Here is a 21,464-nt window from a genome sequence, read left to right on the forward strand (position 1 = left end):
TAATCAATTGCTAATGCAAATTAGAAAATATTTTGAAATTTAATAGAAAGAGTTAAACCTAAACCAGACAAAATTTTCTTTAAAGTTATTTATTTTACTTGTGAATATGATTTAGCTTCTTCCAACAATTAATATCATCTTCAATTCATAAAATTTCTATGTTGGATAAGTGAAGAACATAATTTTTCTAAGTACGGATAGAGTGGTAAAAAACGGGATATAAAACACATTAGTCGTATTGATATAGGCGTAATTTGTTTTGTATTTAAATGTAACATTAACCTAACAATAGATGTCATTTGTAGACAAAAAATTTTGGGTTATGCCATTATTTATGGACTTTAAAATAATCTAAAAAATGTTGGGCAAGGGATATTGTAATGGATCATATCCATGTAATGCAGTGAACTCAAACACCTTTTTCACGGCAACTGATTCACTCTGGCCAGCGGCTATTTTGAGTATTGATACATAATGCGTTATTTTCTGGTGTATACACGCTTGATAAACATAATAACTATTTTGTTAGATACAAAAAATGGAACGGCTATTTTGGTCAATCGCAGAGCTAAACAAAAAATTTTTTACACTAAAAATTCAGTGAAGAAAAAAACACCATTAGCACCGGTGCGGTGAGGTTAACAATAAAGCCGAAGCTGATGGCCAATGGTACAGCGCTGATTCCACCGGAAGCCTGTATCGCGGGCAAGGTAAAATCAAGGCTGGTGGCGCCGCCGATGCTGACGGCTGCAGTAGGATAGCGTCGCATCAGAAGAGGAATAAACAGCAGGGCAAAGAATTCGCGTGCCAGATCATTGAACATGGCAATGCTGCCCCACACGGCTCCATAGGATTTACTCATAATAATGCTGGAAAGCGAATACCAGCCATATCCACTACTCAGTGCCAGCCCTTTGCTAATGGATACGTTTGGCATCAACAGTGCAAACAGCAGACCGCCAAGCAGACTGGCCAGTGTGAACAAAACGGCACAAATCACACCACGGCGATTCAGAAATACTTGTCGCAAGGTAATACCGCAACTACGCAACTGCATTCCCACCAGCAGCAATAGAATAATCAGTGCCTTGTTGACAGCAGCCTGCGGATTGCCTAACCAGCTAAAAGAAAAAAAGTGGCCGGCGGTCAACCCGAGCAGCAGACAGGCTACCTGTTTTAAGCTACCCATAATGCTGATATCACCAGACTGGGTGGCGGTCTGCTGCCGTTGCAGATGCCACGGGTAACGGCGGTCAAACCAGATAAACAGCAGTAGATTGGTACTTATAAGGCAGACAAATAATACTGCTACGGTAAAGCTGATGACGGCCAGCTCGGCACCTAGATTGGGCACTTGTGCCAGTGACAGACCAATCAAAAATAAAATCAAATACACCAGCCATGAGAGTCCGATATTCAGCCAGCTAACGGCACGGGCAGGCACAGGAATACAAAATCCGGCAAACAGCGGAATCAAGATGATGAACAAAGTAAGCAGATTTTGCATAGTCGCGGTTAAGGTGCAGTTAAATGAGTAGCATGATATGGCTGCCAGACTAAATAAAATCAGCAGCACATTGACTGACAATGGCTGCTGCCGAATTCGTTTGGTTTAGCTTTACTGCTCTACGAATGCGCGCTCGATTACATAGTCACCGCGCTGCCCCATTTTCGGGGAAATGGATAGCCCGAAGCTATTGAGGGTGTCACAGCAATCTTTGAGCATTTCCGGACTGCCGCAAATCATAGCTCGGTCGTCGGCGGAATTGATCGGCGGTAAGCCAATGTCGGTGAAAAGTTTACCTGATTTCATTAAATCAGTTAAGCGTCCATGATGAATGTAGTCTTCACGTGATACCACCGGATAATAAATCAGTTTTTCGCGCACCATCTCACCCAGATATTCGTGATTAGGCAGTTCGGTGGTGAAGTGGTCGTAATAGGCCAAATCTTTCTGGTAGCGTACGCCGTGAATCAGGATAATTTTTTCAAACTGCTCGTAGATATCAGGGTCTTTGGTGACGCTGAGAAACGGTGCTAAACCGGTACCGGTAGAAAGCAAATACAGGTTTTTACCAGGATTGAGATCACCAGCAATCAATGTGCCAGTGGGCTTTTTGCTAACGAGCACTTCATCGCCCGGCTTCAGGTGTTGCAGGCGACTGGTTAATGGGCCATCCTGTACTTTAATACTGAAAAAAGCCAGCTCTTCTTCCCAATTGGCACTGGCAATACTGTAAGCACGCATTAGCGGTTTGCCATCCACCAGCAAACCAATCATGACAAACTGGCCATTCTGAAAACGCAGAGATTCGTCACGGGTACAGGTAAATGTGAAGTATGCATCTGTCCAGTGATGTACGGACAGGACTTTTTGAGTGTTGTAGGCTGCCATTAATAATCCATGATTAAGGAAAGCGGTATTTTTAGCGTAAACCGAAAATACGCCAGCCTGATGTCTGAATAAGCATTTTTGCTGTCGGCGCTGGCGTAAGGTGTGAATTTTAAGACAATTTGATGCGCGGTTCAATGGGTTTTAGAGTAATCACTTTAATCATTTCAGTTGACAGGAAACATTTAGCACAGGCTTCTGCCAATACAGCAACAGACTGCCAGTTTCCCGACAGCCTGTTGTGAATGATGAAATAATTTAGTCGAAATTACAGGCGGCCGTGGCACAATTTATATTTCAGGCCACTGCCACAGGGACAAGGGTCGTTACGGCGCACAATGATGCCGCGTGCTTCCATGGCTGTGGGGCTGTAATCCTCATCGTCGTCAGCACCGGCTGCAAACATCTGCGGCGGCAGTGTCTCTTCTTCTGCCGGCGCCTGTTCGAAACGCACGGAAATCAGCAATGAGGCTACGGTATTGCGTATGTTGCTCCACATGGCCTGAAACATTTCAAATGCTTCGCGTTTGTATTCTTGTTTGGGGTTTTTCTGGGCGTATCCGCGCAGATGAATCCCTTGCCGCAGGTAATCCATATCGGCCAGATGCTCGCGCCAGCGGTTGTCGATGATTTGCAGCATGATATCGCGTTCGAATCTACGCATGGTTTCAAGGCCAACCTGTTCGACTTTATAAGCATAATCCTTTTCAACCATGTCTAGCAGGCGCTCACAGATGCTTTCATTGTCGAGGCTATTGTCTTCTTTTAGCCAGTCGTTGATGGAAACTTCGATGTGGAAATCGCTGGCCAGTTTGTGCTCCAGTCCAGCAATATCCCATTGCTCTTCCATGCTATCGGGCGGGATAAAGCTGTCTACCGTTTCCACAATAGCATCGTGACGAATTTCCTGCATCAGACCGTCGATATCGTTGCTAGCCAGTATTTCAGCACGCTGATGGTAAATCACTTTACGCTGGTCGTTGGCGACGTCGTCGTACTCCAGTACTTGCTTACGCATGTCGAAATTACGGTTTTCCACTTTACGCTGGGCACCTTCAATCTGGCGGGTCAGCATACCGGCTTCTATGGCAACGCCACGTTCAGGCGCGAGGCGATTCAGAATGGCCGTGGCACGGTCTAGGGCAAACAGGCGTAGCAGCGGGTCTTCAAATGAAAGATAAAAACGGCTCGAACCGGCATCACCCTGACGGCCGGCGCGGCCACGCAACTGGTTGTCGATACGGCGGCTTTCATGGCGTTCAGTACCAATGATGTGCAACCCGCCTGCGGCTATTACAGCATCGTGATCGCGCTGCCATTGTTCCTGTAGTTTGGCAATTTTTTCTGCTTTGGCAGCTTCACTGAGACTCTCGTCGTCCTGAATGGCATCGATTTGCGGCTTGATGTTGCCGCCAAGTACGATATCGGTACCGCGGCCTGCCATGTTGGTGGCAACGGTAATCATGCCTGGGCGGCCGGCCTGTGCAATGATGTCGGCTTCGCGGGCATGCTCTTTGGCATTGAGCACATTGTGCTGCAAATGCTCTTTATCCAATAATGCGGAAACCAGCTCGGAGTTTTCGATACTGGTGGTACCGACCAGTATGGGCTGGCCTTTGGCGTGGCGTTCTTTGATATCAGCCACTACAGCTTCGAACTTCTCTTCGATGGAACGGTAAATCTGGTCGTTCAGGTCTTTACGTATCATCGGGCGATTTGGCGGGATGATGACGGTTTCAAGACCATAAATATTCTGGAATTCAAATGCTTCGGTATCGGCCGTACCGGTCATGCCGGCTAGTTTGTCGTACAGGCGGAAGAAATTCTGGAAAGTAATAGAAGCCAGTGTCTGGTTTTCTTTATTGATTTCCACACCTTCTTTGGCTTCTACTGCCTGATGAAGACCATCAGACCAGCGCCGGCCGGCCATCAGACGGCCGGTAAACTCGTCTACAATCACTACTTCACCATCCTGCACCACGTAATGCTGGTCGCGCTGGTATAAGGTATAGGCGCGCAAGGCAGCCATCAGATGGTGCATCAGCATGATGTTGGTAGTGGAGTAAAGGGAATCGCCCTCTTTTAACAATCCCATTTTGGTGAGAATCTGTTCGGCGTGCTCATGCCCCTGATCGCTGAGAATGACCTGTCTACCTTTTTCGTCTACCCAGTAATCGCCCTCGCCTTCTTCGGTCTTCTGGGCGATTAGTTGCGGCGGTATCTGGTTCATTACCTGATATAGAGTGACGTTATCATCGGCCTGACCGGAAATAATTAGTGGAGTACGTGCTTCGTCAATTAGGATGGAATCGACTTCGTCGACTACAGCGTATGAGAGCTCACGCTGTACTTTTTCGCTCAAGTCGCTGACCATATTGTCGCGGAGATAATCAAAGCCGTATTCGTTGTTGGTACCGTAGGTGATATCAGCCTGATAAGCGGCTTTTTTATCTTCATGGTCCATGTTGCTGATAATGATGCCAACAGACATGCCAAGGAATTCATACAGCGGACGCATGATGCCAGCGTCACGAGCGGCCAGATAATCGTTGACTGTAACGACGTGCACGCCTTTGCCAGCCAGAGCATTAAGATACACAGCTGTGGTGGCCACCAGTGTTTTACCTTCACCGGTGCGCATTTCGGCAATTTTGCCGTGATGCAGCACCATGCCGCCAATCAGCTGCACATCAAAGTGGCGCATGCCAAGTACGCGCCGGCTAGCCTCACGACATACGGCAAAGGCTTCTACCAGCAGGTGGTCCAGTTTTTCGCCATCGGCCAGACGTTGTTTGAATTCAGCTGTTTTAGCCTGTAGTTCAGTATCACTAAGTGCCTGAATGGTTGGTTCAAGGGCATTGATTTTGGATACTTCTTTACGATATTGTTTCAAAAGCCGGTCGTTGCGGCTTCCGAGAATTTTTTTTGCCAGGTTCTTCAACATAAATCAATAGTCCGGCACCTAAAGGGCGCAGTAAAAAGTAAGCATGAAATAGGGAATTTTAACACAAGCCTCTGTGCTACTGTGCGGCTGATTGCATGCCTGTGTCAATTATGCGTAATATGTGACCAGCTGGCTAATACAGGCTGTGTTTTCTGCGGCTTAATATAATGGTGAATCCGCTTTTTCCAAGTTCTGCTGCTACAGAAATGAATCTATTATGTGTTATGGGGGGGGCGCATGGCTTTGTTGTCGGCTGGTTTTTTATTTCAATTAAATGGCATATAAATTAAATTTTCTGCAACTAATAAAGAGAATATTTTAGATGTTAACATTTGATTCTTTGTTTATATTTGCGCCAATGAAATGGAAATATCGTAAACAAAATCTGAATGGCTCGCTGGTATGTTTTCAATTACATATGTACCGGATTTCCCGATAAGCTAAAATGAAATTTTGAAAAGCAGCATAATCGGGATATATTTTTATGAATATAAAATATTTTAATATATAATACAGTAAATGCTTGTTATAAACTTTTTTTTTGAATATTCCTCCTGATGCTGTAGTGGATTTTCATTAAAACGTAATAAATGTAAACCATGTTTTCAAGCTAGAGAAATTAAATTTAGAATTTGAATTTATATTTTCGAATAATATTTATTTGGCTAGAATTAATATTCCATTTAAATATCGAAGCAATGATTTCTAATGAGTAGTCGGAAATCTCTACAAATCCGAATTTGCGATACAGTTGACTGGCTTAAATATTTTTTTCACTCAGACGGCGTAAGGCAGCCGCCAGTTCGGGATGATGGGCTAAGGCCTGAGCAGAGCGTGACAATGCACTGCGCGCCTCTGGACCCAAACTAGCTTGTTTAACTACTTCAGGCTTTAAATCTGGTGGCTGTACTTTAACTTTTACTGATTCAACCGTGCCATCAATCAGTTGTAATTGTGGTAATAATGCCGGTAATACCATGCGTAATCGAGAAGCGGCCATGCTGTTATAGGCGATGACGACCAAACATCCATCGCGCACACAAGCTACATTAAAGTGCGGTCTCATGGTGGCAGGCAATTCTTGCTTGAGACAGTTTGTCAAACGTTGCCAGTGTGTAGACTGTGCCAACAACTGTTGAAGTTGCTTATTTTTTTGGCCAAAATGGTTCAGATTCATAGCAGTCACTGTCAAGATTGAATTGATTTCAAAGAGTTCATTGTAGATTCAATCATTTCCATACGTTTAACAACTTTTAAGTTCGCTGTCTCTAATGTATAGCCTTCATCTATCAGCTCTTTAATCAAAAGCATTTTTTTTATGTTGATATAATTATATCTTCTATTTTTTCCTTCACCATTTGTAAGGCTGGATACTATACCTTTGTCCTCCCAGTAACGGATTTGCCGTGTTGGAATTCCTGTTATCTGAGACACCTCACCAATACCCACAATAAGTGTTTCTAAAAATTTATCATCAAATGCCATATTACAACCTTATTTGGAATTTATTTGCAATGATTGTAAATAAATTGCAAAAATAAATTTATTCTGTAAAATAGTATACCTGTATAAAAATTAAATACCAAATTGCAATGTAATCAGCTGATTATCCTGTACTAACCGCTAATTTTCAGAGACATAATATGACAAAAGCAAATTTAACCACATTGAAATCAAAGACAGATGATGTAAAAAAATCTGCATTAGTTCTAATCGAATGCCAAAATGAATGGCTTCACCCAACAGGCCATTTATATCAGAGCTTTAAAGATAAAGATTTATTTGAAGATTCAATCAAAAATATTGAATCAGCTTTGGTCTATGCAAGACAGATTAAGATGCCAATTATTCACTGTGGTTTAAGATTTCAAAAGGGATATCCAGAATTAGCCAATGGAAAAACAGGCTTGAGATGTGCCATCAGTCACTATGGTACATTTCCTATTGACACTTTTAATTCACAATTTTATGAAACTTTAGCACCAATAAACGAAGAATTTATTGTAATGGGAAGAACTGGATCAAGTGGATTTGCTGGTTCCAATTTGGATGTTTATCTAAGAAATAATAATATAGAAACACTTTATTTAGTAGGATATGCTACTAATGTTTGTGTGGAATCAACTTTCCGTGAAGCTCAAGACAAAGGCTATCTTCCAGTCATTATTAGTGATGCAACTGGAACATTTGATAGAATTCAACAAGATCATATGCTGAAGTATACAGTTCCCCATTATGGTGAATCAATAACGACCGGCGAATTTGAGCGGCTATATGACTATAGCTAAATTTTTAATTTAAATTTAAAATAAATTCAATAGTTTATAGAACATCCTGTTTAGCTATCCTGATGATTGGGATAGCTAAATCACATTCTTCACATTTATTCTAAATATTAACTAACGGTATAAACAACTGGTAAAAGGTATTTTTAATTTATAATAAAATGTAGGATCCAAATTTATCGCTTTAGCTAAAAAAAAATCAGCATTTATAATATTTTTACATTAAATTCAATTAATTAAATATATTAAAAAACAACCATATCACAGTGTAGAAATTTTTGATTTTAGCTTGATAATGTTTAAAAAAGAATTTAATTATTTCAACCTTTTATCATTTGTATACTGGTCTAAATATTACCATGCAAAAAAATATTTCAAGCGACTCAGGCATGAATTCACAATATCTCAAATTGGAAAATATGCTGAACGCAATTGAATATCGTAGCCTTTGTTAAAAACCATTTTCCATAATAATCTGCCCTGGTACTCTATTGCGATGCATGCTATAGCCCATATTCAGCAGTGACTGAAATGTATCAGCTACCATGCTTGGATTGCCACATAGCATAAACCGAGTCTTTTCTGGAGTAAAATTAAGCTGTAAGCCCTTGGCTAGAGAACCATTTGACAATAATTGTGGTAAACGTTCATGCAGTGCACCTGTGACATTTTCACGGGTAACCACTGGTTGGTAGGATAATCTATCAACATATTCACCAACCAGCGGATGATGATTTAATTCTTTGATATAATTGCTAAAAATTAATTCATTTGCGTGAGAAACAGAATGCACCAGCCCGATTTGCTGAAAACGCTCCCACACCGATGGTTGTTGTAGCATAGACAGAAACGGTGCGATGCCGCTGCCGGTACTGAGCAGAACCAGTTGTTCACCATCGGTGAAGCGGCCGGGCAATAGAAAGCCAAATGCAGATTTATCAAGCAGGATGGTGTCTTCTGCTTTTAGCTGTGCCAGCCTTGCACTCATCGGCCCGTTTTCAATCAGTACCACAAAAAATTCTAATGTCTCAGCATATTCGGCTGAGACAATGGAATAGGCGCGCCAGATATATCCAGCGCCATCGCGAAAACCCAATCGCGCAAACTGGCCGGCACTGAAGCGATAAGCTTCGGGGCGGGTAATGGCAAAAGTCAGCAGTTTCGGGGTATGGTATTTTACCCACAGTACAGTTTCTTCGGTAAATTTGGCTTCAGCAGCCTGCATGCAGTTGTTCCTGTGTCGGCCACCAGTCAAGCGGCGGCGCTGTATTGTGTTAGAGTCTGATATCGATGTCCTGATATTTGCGGCTGATTTCGGTATTTTTGATTTCAATGCCGTCGCTTACTGCCCATTTACCATCATTGATACGCTGGTATTGCAGGCTGAAGTCGCCATCGCCGATTTTATGCAGGGCAAAGGTTTCGCCCGCTGGAATATAAAAAGAGCGGATAGCGGTGAATTTTCCAGCGTGCAATTCGTATAATTGGGCAAATACCGGCGATTGCAAGGATGAGGCGTGCACGATGATGGTGTTATTACCGCGTTCACGCAAAACTGGATAACCGGATACATAGGCAGCCTTAAGCGGAAAAAGCTGTCCGTTGGGTGCTGTTAGCACTGGTGCGCCGGTCTGCGCCGGCGTATTTTCCGCAGGCGGATAGGCCAGTCGCCACCACACGCCACCCATGGCTATCAGAATCGCGATACCCACTATCCACATCCATCCATGGCCATGGTCGTGCAGGTCAACCACGTGGTCTTGATGATTGGGTAGCAAAACTGGCGGAGCAAACGGGGTCTGCTTTCGAGCCAGTAAGGCCGGTGACACATGTGCTTGCAGGCTCTGGCGCGCAATCCACACATCATGATGATGGCGTTTTTCTGGGTCCGAGAGCACGTTGTAGGCTTCGTTGATTTCAGCCATGCGCTGATGTGCCTGCGGATTATGCGGATTGCGGTCTGGATGGTATTTTTGAGACAAAGCCCGATAGGCGGCGCGAATCACTTCTGCAGACGCGCCGGGAGCTACATTTAATACGTCGTAGTAGTTGTGCACGGATTGTTCACTTACACTGGTTAAATCAAGGTATTGAGTGCATGGCTGATATCCTCCCAGATATCTTCGATATCTTCGATGCCGGCAGAAATACGCAGCAGACCTTCCCGAATACCTAATGCTTCTTTTACTTCTTTACTCATGCCGCTGTGCGACTGGCTGGAGCTGTGGTTAATTAAGCTTTCCACGCCACCAAGGCTAGCAGCCATGCGGATTAGGCGCAAGTTTTTAATTACGCTGTTGGCCGCTTCGCGGCTGTTCTGGCGTAAATAGATGGAGACTACTCCGCCGAAGCCATGCTTCATCTGTTTGCAAGCAATATCGTGATGTTCATGTTCAGGCAGGCCGGGATAAAACACTTTTTCTACCGCCGGATGCAGCTTCAGCCGGCGCGCTAGCTCAGCTGCATTGGCCAGATGCCGATCCATGCGTACCACCAGAGTTTTGATACCGCGCAATACCAGCGCACAGTCCATTGGACCGGCCACGCCGCCGGTTTGAATACTCAGTGCTCGCAACTGCCGCGCATGTGCCTCATCTTTAACCACGACAATACCCATTAATACATCGGAATGTCCGCACAAATATTTGGTAGCAGAATGAAACACGATGTCTACACCTAGATTCAGCGGTTGCTGAACATAGGGAGTGCCAAAGGTATTGTCCATACCAACAATGGCTCCGGCTGCTTTGGCTTTCTCACACAGTGCAGCGATGTCTACCAGACGCAATAACGGGTTACTCGGAGTTTCTAGCCATACCATTTTGACTTTTGTTTGTGCCAATATGCTATCCAGATTGGCTGGATTAGTGAGGTCTGCAAAAATAACATTCACGCCCCATTGGGCATACACTTCTGTGAGTAGGTCGTAGGCACCACCATAAATATCGGCTACAGCCACAATAGTGTCACCTGGACGCAGAAAAGTACGCCACACGGCATCAATTCCGGCCATACCACTGGCGTAGGCAAAGCCAGCGCAACCATTTTCCAGCTCGGCTACCGTATCTTCTAACACCTGACGGGTAGGGTTGGAGATGCGTGCATAACGAAACGAAATATTTTCGCCGATTTCATGCAGGGCAAACATGCTATTTTGGTAAATAGGCGGCATTAAAGCACGGTTATGCTCTTCAGGCTGATAACTGGAATGAATGGTCTGTGTGGCAAATTTCATATTTTCTCCGCTGGGATAAGTCTTGGTTTTGTCGGTACCGCAGCAGGTACTGGCAAAATACCGGCTGCCGCGGGTGCTTAGTTTAGCATGCACCCTGCTTCTGAGGCAGCTTCACGTTGCCGAATACCTAATCCCGAGTGATTTGCTCGGAATTAAGCCATACAGTATAATTTTACGCCTTATGTGCCGCCAGTTTGGATGTTTTTATAGTATCTGGCGGGCAGATTTGACATTGTTTCAAGAGGAAAACCATCAGAATGGACACTATTGCCGATGTGCAAAGCAGTGTTGATAAACGCAATATGCCAATCAATCAGGTTGGAGTGAAGGGCTTACGGCTACCCCTATGTATTATGAGTGCGGCCGGTGAACAACACACAATAGCTGATTTAACCATGACAGTAGCGCTGCCAGCCGAGCAGAAGGGCACGCATATGTCTCGTTTTGTCGAGTTAATGCATTCGCAGCAAGTCAGCATTGATTTTGCGGCGCTCAAAGAGCTTACCGTGAGCATGTTGCAGAAGCTACAGGCAACGGCTGGTAAAATCAATATGCGTTTTCCTTTTTTTCGGCGCAAGCAGGCACCAGTGACGGCTATTTCCAGCCTGCTGGATTACGAAGTAAAGCTCTGTGGGGAGATCAAGGACGGTATTTATCAGCACACGTTGCAGGTAATGATTCCGGTAACTAGCTTATGCCCGTGTAGTAAGGAAATTTCGGCTTACGGTGCACATAATCAGCGCTCACATGTGACAGTTACACTACAATCCTGCGAAGCTGTGATGATTGAAGAAATCATTGATATGGTGGAGCAGCAGGGTTCCTGTCAATTATATGGTCTGCTGAAACGGCCGGATGAAAAATATGTAACTGAATACGCTTACGACAATCCGAAATTTGTTGAGGATATGGTACGTGATGTAGCTACGGCGCTTAAAGCCGACCCGCGCATTCAATCTTTTACCGTGGAAAGCGAAAATTTCGAATCTATTCACAATCACTCGGCCTATGCACTGATACAATACCCCTGATTTGATATCTCAACATTCAATCTTTATCCGTTTCTGTGTGGATAAACTTAGGAAACATAAGGGGAAGTGAATGGCTACCCCCGCCTGATTTTGCTGGTAGCCATTTACTGAGTTCGATGTTCTGGTTGGAATTAAACTGGCTACTGTGACATTTATGTATCACTCTTTTTCTCGCTTGCGTGTCTGCACGGATTTCCTACTGAAGCATTTGGTGCTGTTATCTGCGCTGCTATTGGTTCTGAGCCACGCTGGGCTGGCTGCCGGTAATAACGGTAGACTGTTGCCGCCGGAACAGGCTTTTGTGCCACAGTTAAATGTACATGATAATGAAATACGGGTACATTTTGTTATTGCAAATGGCTATTATTTATACCGCAATAAAATTCTAGCTACTACTGAGCCGGCGGGCGTGCTCGGTGCCGCTCAGTTTAACCAGTCGGGAAAACAGAAAGAGGATGAATTCTTTGGCAAGCAAGAGGTTTATTACCAACATACTGATGTGGTCTGGCGCTATAACAAAGGCACACAAACCGAACCATATCAGCTGACCTTATCCTATCAGGGCTGTGCTGAAGCTGGTATCTGTTATCCGCCAGTGGAAAATACTCTTACCATCAGCCGCACTGGCAAATATCATATTGTCCCCTCTTCTGCGTCTACTCAGCCGGAGCTGGATAGTTTTAGCAGCCCTCCTGCTATTGCTCCACCTCCAGACTGGTCTGGCAATTCGGGCAGTGACAGTCTGTTTCAGTTATCCCGGACAACCCTAATTACCAATTTAATGACGTTTTTCATTGCCGGCATGGGTTTGAGCCTGACGGCATGTATGTATCCATTGCTGCCGATTGTGTCGGCAATTGTCATGGGTTCGCGCCAGAAAACTACAAAATGGCGGGCATTTCTGCTGTCGTTTGTGTATGTGCAGGGGCTGGCTTTTACTTACACCGTGGTGGGTATTGTAACGGCACGTACCGGAGCTTTTCTCACCGGCTGGCTTCAACAGCCGGCAGTAGTGCTATCTGCAGCAGCAATATTGGTGATTCTGGCATTGTCGATGTTTGATTTATACAGTATTCAGCTACCCGCCAGCTGGCAGGCATATTTTCAACGCATCAGCAACCGTTTCCGTGGCGGTCATTTATTATCAGTACTGGTTATGGGGGCATTGTCGGCACTAATTATCGGTCCTTGTGTTGCACCGCCATTGGCTTTTGCGCTGGGCTATATTGGTCAGAGCGGTGATGCTGCTCTGGGAGGTATGGCACTGTATGTCATGGCACTGGGTACTGGTGTTCCACTGATTCTGATTTCCGTATTTGGCGTACATATCCTACCGCGTGCCGGAAACTGGATGACGTGTGTAAAATATTTATTCGGGTTGATGCTATTGGGCGCGGCCACTTATATTGCCACCCCGTTTCTAAACTACTATCTGGTGATCATCATTTATACCTTGCTGATGGTAGCACCGGCGTGTTATCTGGGCTGGCAGTGGTATTATGCCCCCAAACGCAGACGCTGGTTCACAGCACTGGCCGGCATACTATTTCTGACTGGTGGTATTTATTTTATGACAGCCAGCGTCATGCACCATGTCACCCCGCTCCATCGCTTTTTGACATTAACACCGCCAAACGGCCAGCATTTCGGAAGATATTTCACTAAGCCAATTCATTTGCGACAGGCCATGCAGGAGCTGTTTGATAAGGATCCAGACAAACCGGTAGTCGTGGATTTCTATGCCGACTGGTGCATTTCCTGTAAAGAAATGACAGCGTTTACTTTAAGTAATGCTGCGGTCAGAAGAGTAATTGAAGAAGATCGCTTCTTACAAATCGATGTTACCAACAATACACCAGCGCAACGACACATGTTGCAACAGTATGGCTTGTACGGACCACCGGGTCTATTTGTGGTACACAGTAACGGCTATCGCAGTAAACCCTTAATTGGCTATGTACCAGCACCGGAATTATTAAGCTGGTATGACAAACAAGTACAGAAAGCACAATAAATTAGCAGCCTCGCTGCAAATGCAGAGAGGCTGCCGCGCAGATAACAAACTGTATCGGCTATATCAAAGAAAAGTGTTTAGTCGTGATATTTGCGGTCGGCTACTTTTAGTGCTCTCCGAGCTAAAGCCAGATTGGCAGTTTTACGGTCGAGCACCATAAACATGAATACGCCTTTCACATTCTTCATCGGCCGCAGTAGGTAATACTGTTTGTGCAGACTGATGAGAATATCATCTATTGCATCTTCATTGCTTTCCTGTCCATAGAGGCGTGCAATAGCTTTTACCTCGGAACGTACAATTTCAGTATTGCCTGCAGAAAGAATGTCCAGATCCATGCCAGACGGGCTGACTCCATCTATAAACATTCCGCTTTCATAATCCACGACAGCACACGCCATGACACCTTTAGTTGCCGCCAGCTCATCAATGACGCCTTCAAATCTCACTGTGATATCCTTCTTCTGATGCCATACTTGCTTATGGCAGGGTATTTAATCATCTATTTTCCAATTTTTTCCCGCTTTTGACCAGCATTAACTATTTTTTTAACTAGAGGCTCTTTTCGATATTTATTTATCTTCATACAGATAGCCCAACCAGCCCTCAGTAGCAAATTCCAGTTCTGAATCAGATGCAAACCACCGTGCTACCGCTATAATAGCAATATTGAACAGGGGCGGAAGCTGTTATGCTGTATGTTTATCAATCCAATCACTTATCTGATTTAGCTGCACTTTTGGCCAGCGTGTATCAGCACACCGCCGAGTATTCAGCTTGGACTCCGACTGAAATTGTAGTTCAAAGTCAGGGCATGCGCCGCTACCTCAACCACTATCTGGCTCAGGAACACGGCATCGCAGCCAATCTGCATTTCAGCCTACCAGCTGCTTACATCTGGCAGTTAACTCATAAAGTTCTACCTGACACGCCCAGACTCAATCCTTTTCAGACAGATGTGCTGCGCTGGCGCCTATTCAGCCTGTTTCGTAGCAATGATTTACAGGGAGCACAATTATGCCTGACTGCCAAAGCATTGCAATCATACCTTGAAAGCAGTATACAGGCACCCTACCATCTTGCCGGCAAACTTGCAGATATGTTTGACCAATATTTAATTTATCGCAATGATTGGATAAATAATTGGCAAAAAAAAGAATTAGTTGGTCTTGGAGAAGATGAGGACTGGCAGGCAGAATTATGGTATTGGCTAAGCAAAGAAACCAATTTCCCCAATCGTGCTGGCCTAATGCAAGATTTTTTGTCACAGCTGCGAGAAGAACACCTACCGAAACGTATTTTTGTTTTTGGCATTGCCACTCTGGCACCAGTCTATCTACACGCTTTGCAGATAATGGCACAGCACACTGATGTACATGTGTTTGCAGTGAATCCATGTGCCGAATACTGGGGCAATGTCCTTTCTGCTGATTTACTGCTCGAGCATCAGCAAGCTGATTCAAGTATGGTCGGCCATCCACTACTCGCCAGTCTGGGAAAACAGGGGCGTGATTTTTTTGATGCACTCAATGATTTAGGCGAAGTGGTGTACATGCCACCAGTTTATGCAGAATGCGGCGACACTGCCGACAGCCTGCTACACCGGCTACAAAACGATATTCAGTGTCTGCACCATCCCAAACAGACCGACCCACCTTATGTACAGCAAGCTTATGATAATTCTATACAGATTGTGTCTGCACACTCCTGCTTACGTGAGCTGCAAATTCTGAAAGAGCAGCTGATGCAGGATTTAGCCACACATCCAGAGTGGCAGCCACAAGACATTGCCGTACTCACTCCGCATATCGAGCCTTATTTACCGTTCATTCATGCGGTATTTGGTCAGACTCAGGGCAACACCCCTGCACTGCCCTACAATATTGCTGATGTAAAAATCAGCTTGCAAGAGCCATTACTGCAATTGCTGGAAAAACTCTTGCAACTTATGCAAAGCCGCTTCGACATCGAAAGCATACAGCCCTTATTAGACGAATCACCGCTGCGCGCACGTTTCGATTTAAGTGACAGCGACGTGGAACTAATTAGCCGTGTCTGGCGAGAACAAGGTGTTCGCTGGGGCATAGACACAGATATGCGCCATAAATATGGCGGTGAAAACAAACTTTTTACTTGGCAGCAAGCACGAGAACGAACTGTACTAGGCTGGCTGCTGCCAGACGATAAACGCACTGCCCTGTGGCAGCAACAATTGCCATGGTTTGGCGATGTTGGCCAGACAGAGATTTTAGCTCGGGGACAACAGTTAATTGATTGTCTGATTAAGCACCACAGTTGCTGGCAAAGCGCTGCCAGCATCAGCGATTGGATTGCCCGCACACGCCTGCTCCTGCACGATGTAGCCGATGCGGATTCTCTGGCTGGTCAAGCCATGCAGCAACTGGAAACCAGCCTTGGCGAATGGCAGGCACAAGCAGAGCTGGCACAATTTGAGTGTCTAATTGAGCCAGAAATCGCCATAGAGCATTTACAGAACTATCTATCCGGTACTCGTCAGGCCGGCTTTTTACGGGGTGGCATCACCTTTTGCAGTATGGTGCCGATGCGCAGTCTACCCTTTCGTTGCATTTGCCTACTTGGACTAAACGACGGAGACTATCCGCGTACCACTAAATCCGCTGTTTTCGATTTGATTGCCCGCCATCCACGCCGAGGCGACCGTGCCCGCCGAAATGACGACCGCTATCTGTTTCTCGAATCCATTTTGAGCGCAGGCGAAAAACTTTATCTGTCGTACATAGGTAAAGATATACGTAAAAACGAAGAGCTGGCTCCCTCTGCCCTACTGCATGAGCTAATAGATGTACTGTCGGCTATGACCGGCTGCAACCCGTTGCAGTTTAATCAGCAACATATCATTCGCCATCCATTACAACCGTTTTCCTATCGATATTTTAACGGAGACCTGAATAGCAGCCGCTCTGATTATGCCGAAGCTTTGAATCAAAAAATGGTCAAGCCACTGCCATTTTATGCAGCCACAGAAGAAGGCGAACCACAACCACAAGAAATTGATATTGAAACGTTTATCCGTTTCTGGCGCAATCCGGTACGCCATTGGCTACAACAACAATTGCAATGGCAGGCACCGTATCAAGAAGCACCAGTCAGCGCCGCAGAACCATTTGCCATTGAAAACAGCGCCCTAATCTATAGTGCTTACACGCGCGCGCGCCAGCAGCATCTGGATTTTAACGACGTGGATGCAGCATTGGCGGTCAGCGGACTGGTGCCAGAAGGCGCGCTTGGTTTAGTTGTCAGCCAGACTTTACGCACCCAAACACTCGCTCTGGATGGTGAAATACTGTTTAGCCCCGCTGTAGCCGATATCGTTTTCGTTTTCAATCATCAACAGCTACAACTCAGTGGCAACATCAGCCATATACACCAGTGCGGACAATTACTCGAGCGCACTCAGGCGCCCACCGCACCAGATAACATTGAATTGTACCTGCGCCATTTGCTTTTTTGCGCCAGCGCCACAGAGTTTGAACAGCATACCTACGAGCTATACCCGCCCCAGCCACGCAAGCTAGCCGCACTAAGCCGGCCGGATGCACAGGCGCAACTGGCCTTATGGCTGGATTATTACCAGCTTGGGCAATACCGGCCACTGCCGTTTTTTCCGAAAACCAGTCTCAGTGCCGCCCGCTACTGGTATAAGCGCCGACAAAAAGCCAACACTCCAGCAGAATATGGCTCGGAAGAACGCAGCGCAGCTTTTAAAATGTATATAGACAGCCACAACGGCAAACCGCAGGCCGAATATCCCGAAGTAGCCCAAGTATTCGGCCGTGACGACACCCTGCCGATTGACAGCCCGCTGTTTTGGCAGCTGATTGAAGAACTACTTCTGCCAATGATGGCCACGCTGGAAACAGCCGAAAAAGAACAATGAGCCAAGCCTTAAATCCCATTACCATGCCCTTGCACGGCAGCAGCCTCATAGAAGCTTCTGCCGGTACCGGCAAAACATTCAACATCGCAGCTTTGTTTGCACGGCTGGTACTGCTGGAACACATGCCGGTAGACGCCATACTGGTGGTGACCTTCACCAAAGCCGCCACTGCCGAACTAAAAACCCGCCTGCGGACACGCCTCAACCAAGCTCTGGCCTTACTTCAAAACACTCTGCCCGCCGAACAAAACGATCCGGTACTGCAACAGCTGATTGACTATGCGCGTGCTCAGGAAGACGAAAACAGTCTGATACTGCGCCTACAGGCAGCGATTACCCAATTCGACCGCGCCGCCGTCTACACTATTCACGGCTTCTGTCAGCGCGTACTCACTGACTACGCCTTTTTGTGCCAGACACCGTTTGATACTGAAACCATCAAAACCGACCCTGAACTATTGTGCCGGTTTGCCGAGGATTTCTGGCGCCGGCAAGTCAGCAACAACAACAGCTTAGCTGAGCTTGTGGTAACCTACAAACTTACACCGGCACGCCTAATGCGTGAAATGGGTCGTTATTGTGGTATAGCCGATATCCAATTGCGCCAGCCGCCGGCTGTAAACAAAGATGCTATCCATGCATGTTGGCAGCAGACCTGGCACACTGTCAGTAGGCGCTTTGCTCATATTCAGGATGCTTTCTGGCAATTACAGCCACATCTCAACGGTAATGTTTATCGCACCAGCAGCTACCAACAACTTTTCTGCGAACTACAATCAGCTCTGGAAAGTGTAGCCAGCATACCGACCTTTTCCACAGCAACACTAGAAAGATGTGCCAAACTGTCTGCTGACCAGCTGCACGAAAAAACCAGAAAAGGACAAACTCTAAACGATGTACTGGTAGCGGAAGTAGCGGTATTAGCCGAGTTAGCCGCTGCTTTCAGTGCCTTGCAAGCTGCAGACACAAGCGTTGTACTGCAATTACAGCTGGATTGCTTCAATTACGTAAAACAGTGTCTGAGCGAACATCGGCGCCACAGCCATCAGCGTAGCTACGACGACCTTCTTGCCGACGTTGGTATGGCACTATCAACAGAAAATCCCATGGCCTCTGCACTGGCTGCCGCATTAGCACAAACATGGCAAATAGCACTTGTAGACGAATGCCAAGACACCGACCCGCTGCAATACAAAATATTCAAAACCGCTTTCGCCGAGCAAAATAGACCACTGATTATGGTTGGCGATCCCAAACAAGCTATTTATCGTTTTCGCGGTGCCGACATTCATGCCTATCTACGTGCTGCCGCCGATACTCCGCCGCAACAGCGCTACACCCTCACCACCAATTACCGCAGCCATCAGGCACTCGTACAGGCAATCGGGCATCTCTTCAATGGCAAACAGCTGCCATTTGTGCTGGAAGGTATCGATTACCCACCGGTACAAGCACAGGCGCTTGAAAGCCGCCTGCATAGCAGACTGAACAAAACAGTCGTACCTGCCGTGGTCGTACGCTGGCTACCAGAACAAATTGAGCTCAACAGCAAAGGCGAAGAGCTTATCCCCAATAAAGACAGCTTGCGTGTACGTGCAGCAGAATGCTGTGCCCACGAAATAGCCAGCCTGATTAATCAAGGCAGACGAGATGAACTGTTACTCAATACTCGGCCATTACAGGCAGGCGACATCGCCGTACTGGTACATTCCCACAACGAGGGCAGCATGATTGCCAGTGCACTTAAACGCTGCGGTATCATGAGTGTGTCACTGGGTAATCAGTCCGTATTTGCCAGTACCGAAGCACAGGCTGTACTGGCGCTGCTCCGTTTTTGGCTGCAACCACAACGTACCGAAATTTTGCGCTTTATTCTTGGCGGCATACTGTATAACCAAACAGCGGCACAACTGGCACAACTGAACGAAAACGAAAACGACCTCAGCGAATGGATACAACTGGCACAGCAAACCCGCGAGCTATGGCAGCAGTACGGGATTTATAGCGCCATGCAGTGGTTTGCCGGCCACACCAGCATGGAAACGAACCTGCTTAGCCAGCGCAATGAACGCAGCCTGACCAATCTGTGGCAACTCACTGAATTACTTGCCGACGCCGAACAAACCCTGCCCACCGCCACCGCCTTGCTCGACTGGCTAGCCAGTGCCATCGACAACGAACGGCCGGCAGCTGAAAACAGCCTGCTGCGGCTGGAAAGCGACGAAGCATTGGTTAAAATTGTTACCATGCATGCCTCGAAAGGGCTAGAATATCCTGTCGTATTCTGTCCTTTTGTTTGGGACGGCAAAGAGGCCATCAACAATCAGGAAAATTGGCAGCGCTTGCATCAGCAGGATAAGACAGAACTGATTGCCAGCAGCCTTCTTAGCGACACTGACCGCACAGAATTGGTACGTGAAAGCATGGCCGAACGTTTGCGCCTGTATTACGTAGCTTTCACCCGTGCCCGTGAACAACTCATTCTCTATACAGCCGCCTGCAACAACACCGCCAGCAACCCTATGGCATGGTTACTGGACGGGCAGCCCGACGGCACACTTGAACAATCACTACAGTTTTGGCAACAAACCCATAAAAAAAATCTCTCCAGCACCCTGCATGCAGCATGGCAAAAACGATTAGCCGGCTGCAGCACATCCATGTTTCACTGGTGCGAAGGCAGTGTTGCGCCTACCGTTGCGGATGAAGCAGCAGCGCCAGAGCAACCCTATCGCGCCCTGACCCTGCCACCACGAGAATTTCAGACTGTACGCTATACCAGCTTCACCAGCTTAAGCCGCCACGAATACCGTCACCACGAACACAGCCTCGAAGAAGAAAAACTGGCACCAGCACTCGATCAGGCGGAAATATTGTCACAGCCTGCAACCCCCGTCGCTGAAGCCGAAACCGCCCTATTGGCATTTGAACGTGGCATCAATGCCGGCTTGTGCCTGCATGCCATACTAGAACAGACTGAATTTAGCCAGCCAGCCAACAGTGACGAACAAGAACAAATACTTGCCTGTCTCGCCCGCTACGGTTTCGATAGCACCCATGCTGCTACCATGCAGGAACTCAACGATGCCGTACGCCACTGCCCCTTGTCCGCACAGACCACCATAGCAAACCTGCCCATCACACAGCGCGTCGCCGAAATGAATTTCATGCTACATGTCGACGACTTTAATATCGCAGATTTACAACAGTGGTTTGCCCAAGCACCCGGCCTGCCTGAATGCTGTGTTCAGGCAGCTCAAGAGCTAGACTTTGCCACCGTCAGCGGCTATATCAACGGCGCCATCGACCTAATGGGCGAAGACATACACGGGCAAGTATATGTAATCGATTACAAATCTAACCATCTGGGCAACCGCCTTGACGACTATACTCAGGCAAACATGGATACCGCTATCGCCAGACATCATTACTATTTACAGGCACTCATTTACTGCATCGCCTGCGCCCGATTTTTGCACAGCCACGGACAGCTACCGCCCACCATCAGCGTACGGTATCTGTTTCTGCGCGGCCTTAATCCGCTCAATCAGCATGGCATCTGGCAATGGGATATCGATACTAGTACCCTGAAGCCATGGCTGCCAGCACATGACAAAGCAAAATAGCTGCGGTATATTGAACGT

At 46.5% G+C, this 21,464-nt stretch carries 14 protein-coding genes; 5 read left to right on the plus strand and 9 right to left on the minus strand.

Annotated elements, in window-relative coordinates:
* Positions 1-589: 589 nt before the first annotated feature.
* The 5 genes from J3U67_RS08085 to J3U67_RS08105 all read right to left on the minus strand — a co-directional run bounded on the left by J3U67_RS08085 (position 590) and on the right by J3U67_RS08105 (position 6,821).
* Entirely contained in the window at positions 590-1,507 is a 918-nt protein-coding gene (locus J3U67_RS08085; RefSeq protein WP_267391458.1) for a lysine exporter LysO family protein, read from the minus strand.
* A gap of 111 nt (positions 1,508-1,618) precedes the next feature.
* The gene (locus tag J3U67_RS08090; RefSeq protein WP_267391459.1) at positions 1,619-2,395 is read right to left on the minus strand and encodes a ferredoxin--NADP reductase; all 777 of its coding nucleotides are present in this window, start codon (positions 2,393-2,395) and stop codon (positions 1,619-1,621) included.
* A 265-nt stretch (positions 2,396-2,660) separates the two neighbouring features.
* Positions 2,661-5,336: a preprotein translocase subunit SecA gene (secA, locus tag J3U67_RS08095; protein WP_267404681.1), complete on the minus strand. Its 2,676-nt coding sequence runs from the start codon at positions 5,334-5,336 to the stop codon at positions 2,661-2,663.
* A gap of 760 nt (positions 5,337-6,096) precedes the next feature.
* Positions 6,097-6,513, minus strand: coding sequence for a DciA family protein (locus J3U67_RS08100; protein ID WP_267391461.1), 417 nt, complete (start codon positions 6,511-6,513; stop codon positions 6,097-6,099).
* Between the two features lie 11 nt (positions 6,514-6,524).
* Entirely contained in the window at positions 6,525-6,821 is a 297-nt protein-coding gene (locus tag J3U67_RS08105; protein WP_267391462.1) for a MerR family transcriptional regulator, read from the minus strand.
* A gap of 158 nt (positions 6,822-6,979) precedes the next feature.
* On the opposite strand from J3U67_RS08105, the gene J3U67_RS08110 reads away from it, so the two are divergent.
* Positions 6,980-7,624: a cysteine hydrolase gene (locus J3U67_RS08110; RefSeq protein ID WP_267391464.1), complete on the plus strand. Its 645-nt coding sequence runs from the start codon at positions 6,980-6,982 to the stop codon at positions 7,622-7,624.
* A gap of 448 nt (positions 7,625-8,072) precedes the next feature.
* On the opposite strand, the gene J3U67_RS08115 is transcribed toward J3U67_RS08110, so the two are convergent.
* Genes J3U67_RS08115 through J3U67_RS08125 form a run of 3 tightly spaced genes read right to left on the minus strand, consistent with a single transcriptional unit; the run spans position 8,073 to position 10,856 of the window.
* Entirely contained in the window at positions 8,073-8,846 is a 774-nt protein-coding gene (locus J3U67_RS08115) for a ferredoxin--NADP reductase (protein WP_267391465.1), read from the minus strand.
* A 49-nt stretch (positions 8,847-8,895) separates the two neighbouring features.
* On the minus strand, positions 8,896-9,678 hold the full coding sequence (locus tag J3U67_RS08120; protein WP_267391466.1) for a J domain-containing protein: 783 nt from the start codon (positions 9,676-9,678) through the stop codon (positions 8,896-8,898).
* A 20-nt stretch (positions 9,679-9,698) separates the two neighbouring features.
* The gene (locus J3U67_RS08125) at positions 9,699-10,856 is read right to left on the minus strand and encodes a trans-sulfuration enzyme family protein (protein WP_267391467.1); all 1,158 of its coding nucleotides are present in this window, start codon (positions 10,854-10,856) and stop codon (positions 9,699-9,701) included.
* 257 nt (positions 10,857-11,113) lie between these two features.
* On the opposite strand from J3U67_RS08125, the gene folE2 reads away from it, so the two are divergent.
* Both folE2 and dsbD read left to right on the plus strand, forming a co-directional pair.
* The gene (gene folE2, locus J3U67_RS08130; RefSeq protein WP_267391468.1) at positions 11,114-11,887 is read left to right on the plus strand and encodes a GTP cyclohydrolase FolE2; all 774 of its coding nucleotides are present in this window, start codon (positions 11,114-11,116) and stop codon (positions 11,885-11,887) included.
* 154 nt (positions 11,888-12,041) lie between these two features.
* Positions 12,042-13,901, plus strand: a complete 1,860-nt coding sequence (dsbD, locus tag J3U67_RS08135; RefSeq protein WP_267391469.1) for a protein-disulfide reductase DsbD — start codon at positions 12,042-12,044, stop codon at positions 13,899-13,901.
* 77 nt (positions 13,902-13,978) lie between these two features.
* Here the strand turns inward: dsbD and J3U67_RS08140 are convergent, their stop codons facing one another.
* Positions 13,979-14,350 carry a hypothetical protein gene (locus J3U67_RS08140; RefSeq protein ID WP_257377951.1) on the minus strand — a complete coding sequence of 124 codons (372 nt, stop codon included), beginning with the start codon at positions 14,348-14,350 and terminating at the stop codon, positions 13,979-13,981.
* Positions 14,351-14,592: 242 nt separating this feature from the next.
* On the opposite strand from J3U67_RS08140, the gene recC reads away from it, so the two are divergent.
* Both recC and recB read left to right on the plus strand, forming a co-directional pair.
* Complete coding sequence (gene recC / locus J3U67_RS08145; RefSeq protein ID WP_267404683.1) at positions 14,593-17,820, plus strand: exodeoxyribonuclease V subunit gamma; 3,228 nt, start codon at positions 14,593-14,595, stop codon at positions 17,818-17,820.
* Positions 17,817-21,446: an exodeoxyribonuclease V subunit beta gene (gene recB / locus J3U67_RS08150; RefSeq protein WP_267404684.1), complete on the plus strand. Its 3,630-nt coding sequence runs from the start codon at positions 17,817-17,819 to the stop codon at positions 21,444-21,446. Before recC ends, recB begins: the two co-directional genes overlap by 4 nt.
* The last annotated feature ends 18 nt before the right edge of the window (positions 21,447-21,464 follow it).

Source organism: Snodgrassella sp. B3837 (genome assembly GCF_026535955.1).
Lineage (GTDB): Bacteria > Pseudomonadota > Gammaproteobacteria > Burkholderiales > Neisseriaceae > Snodgrassella > Snodgrassella alvi_E.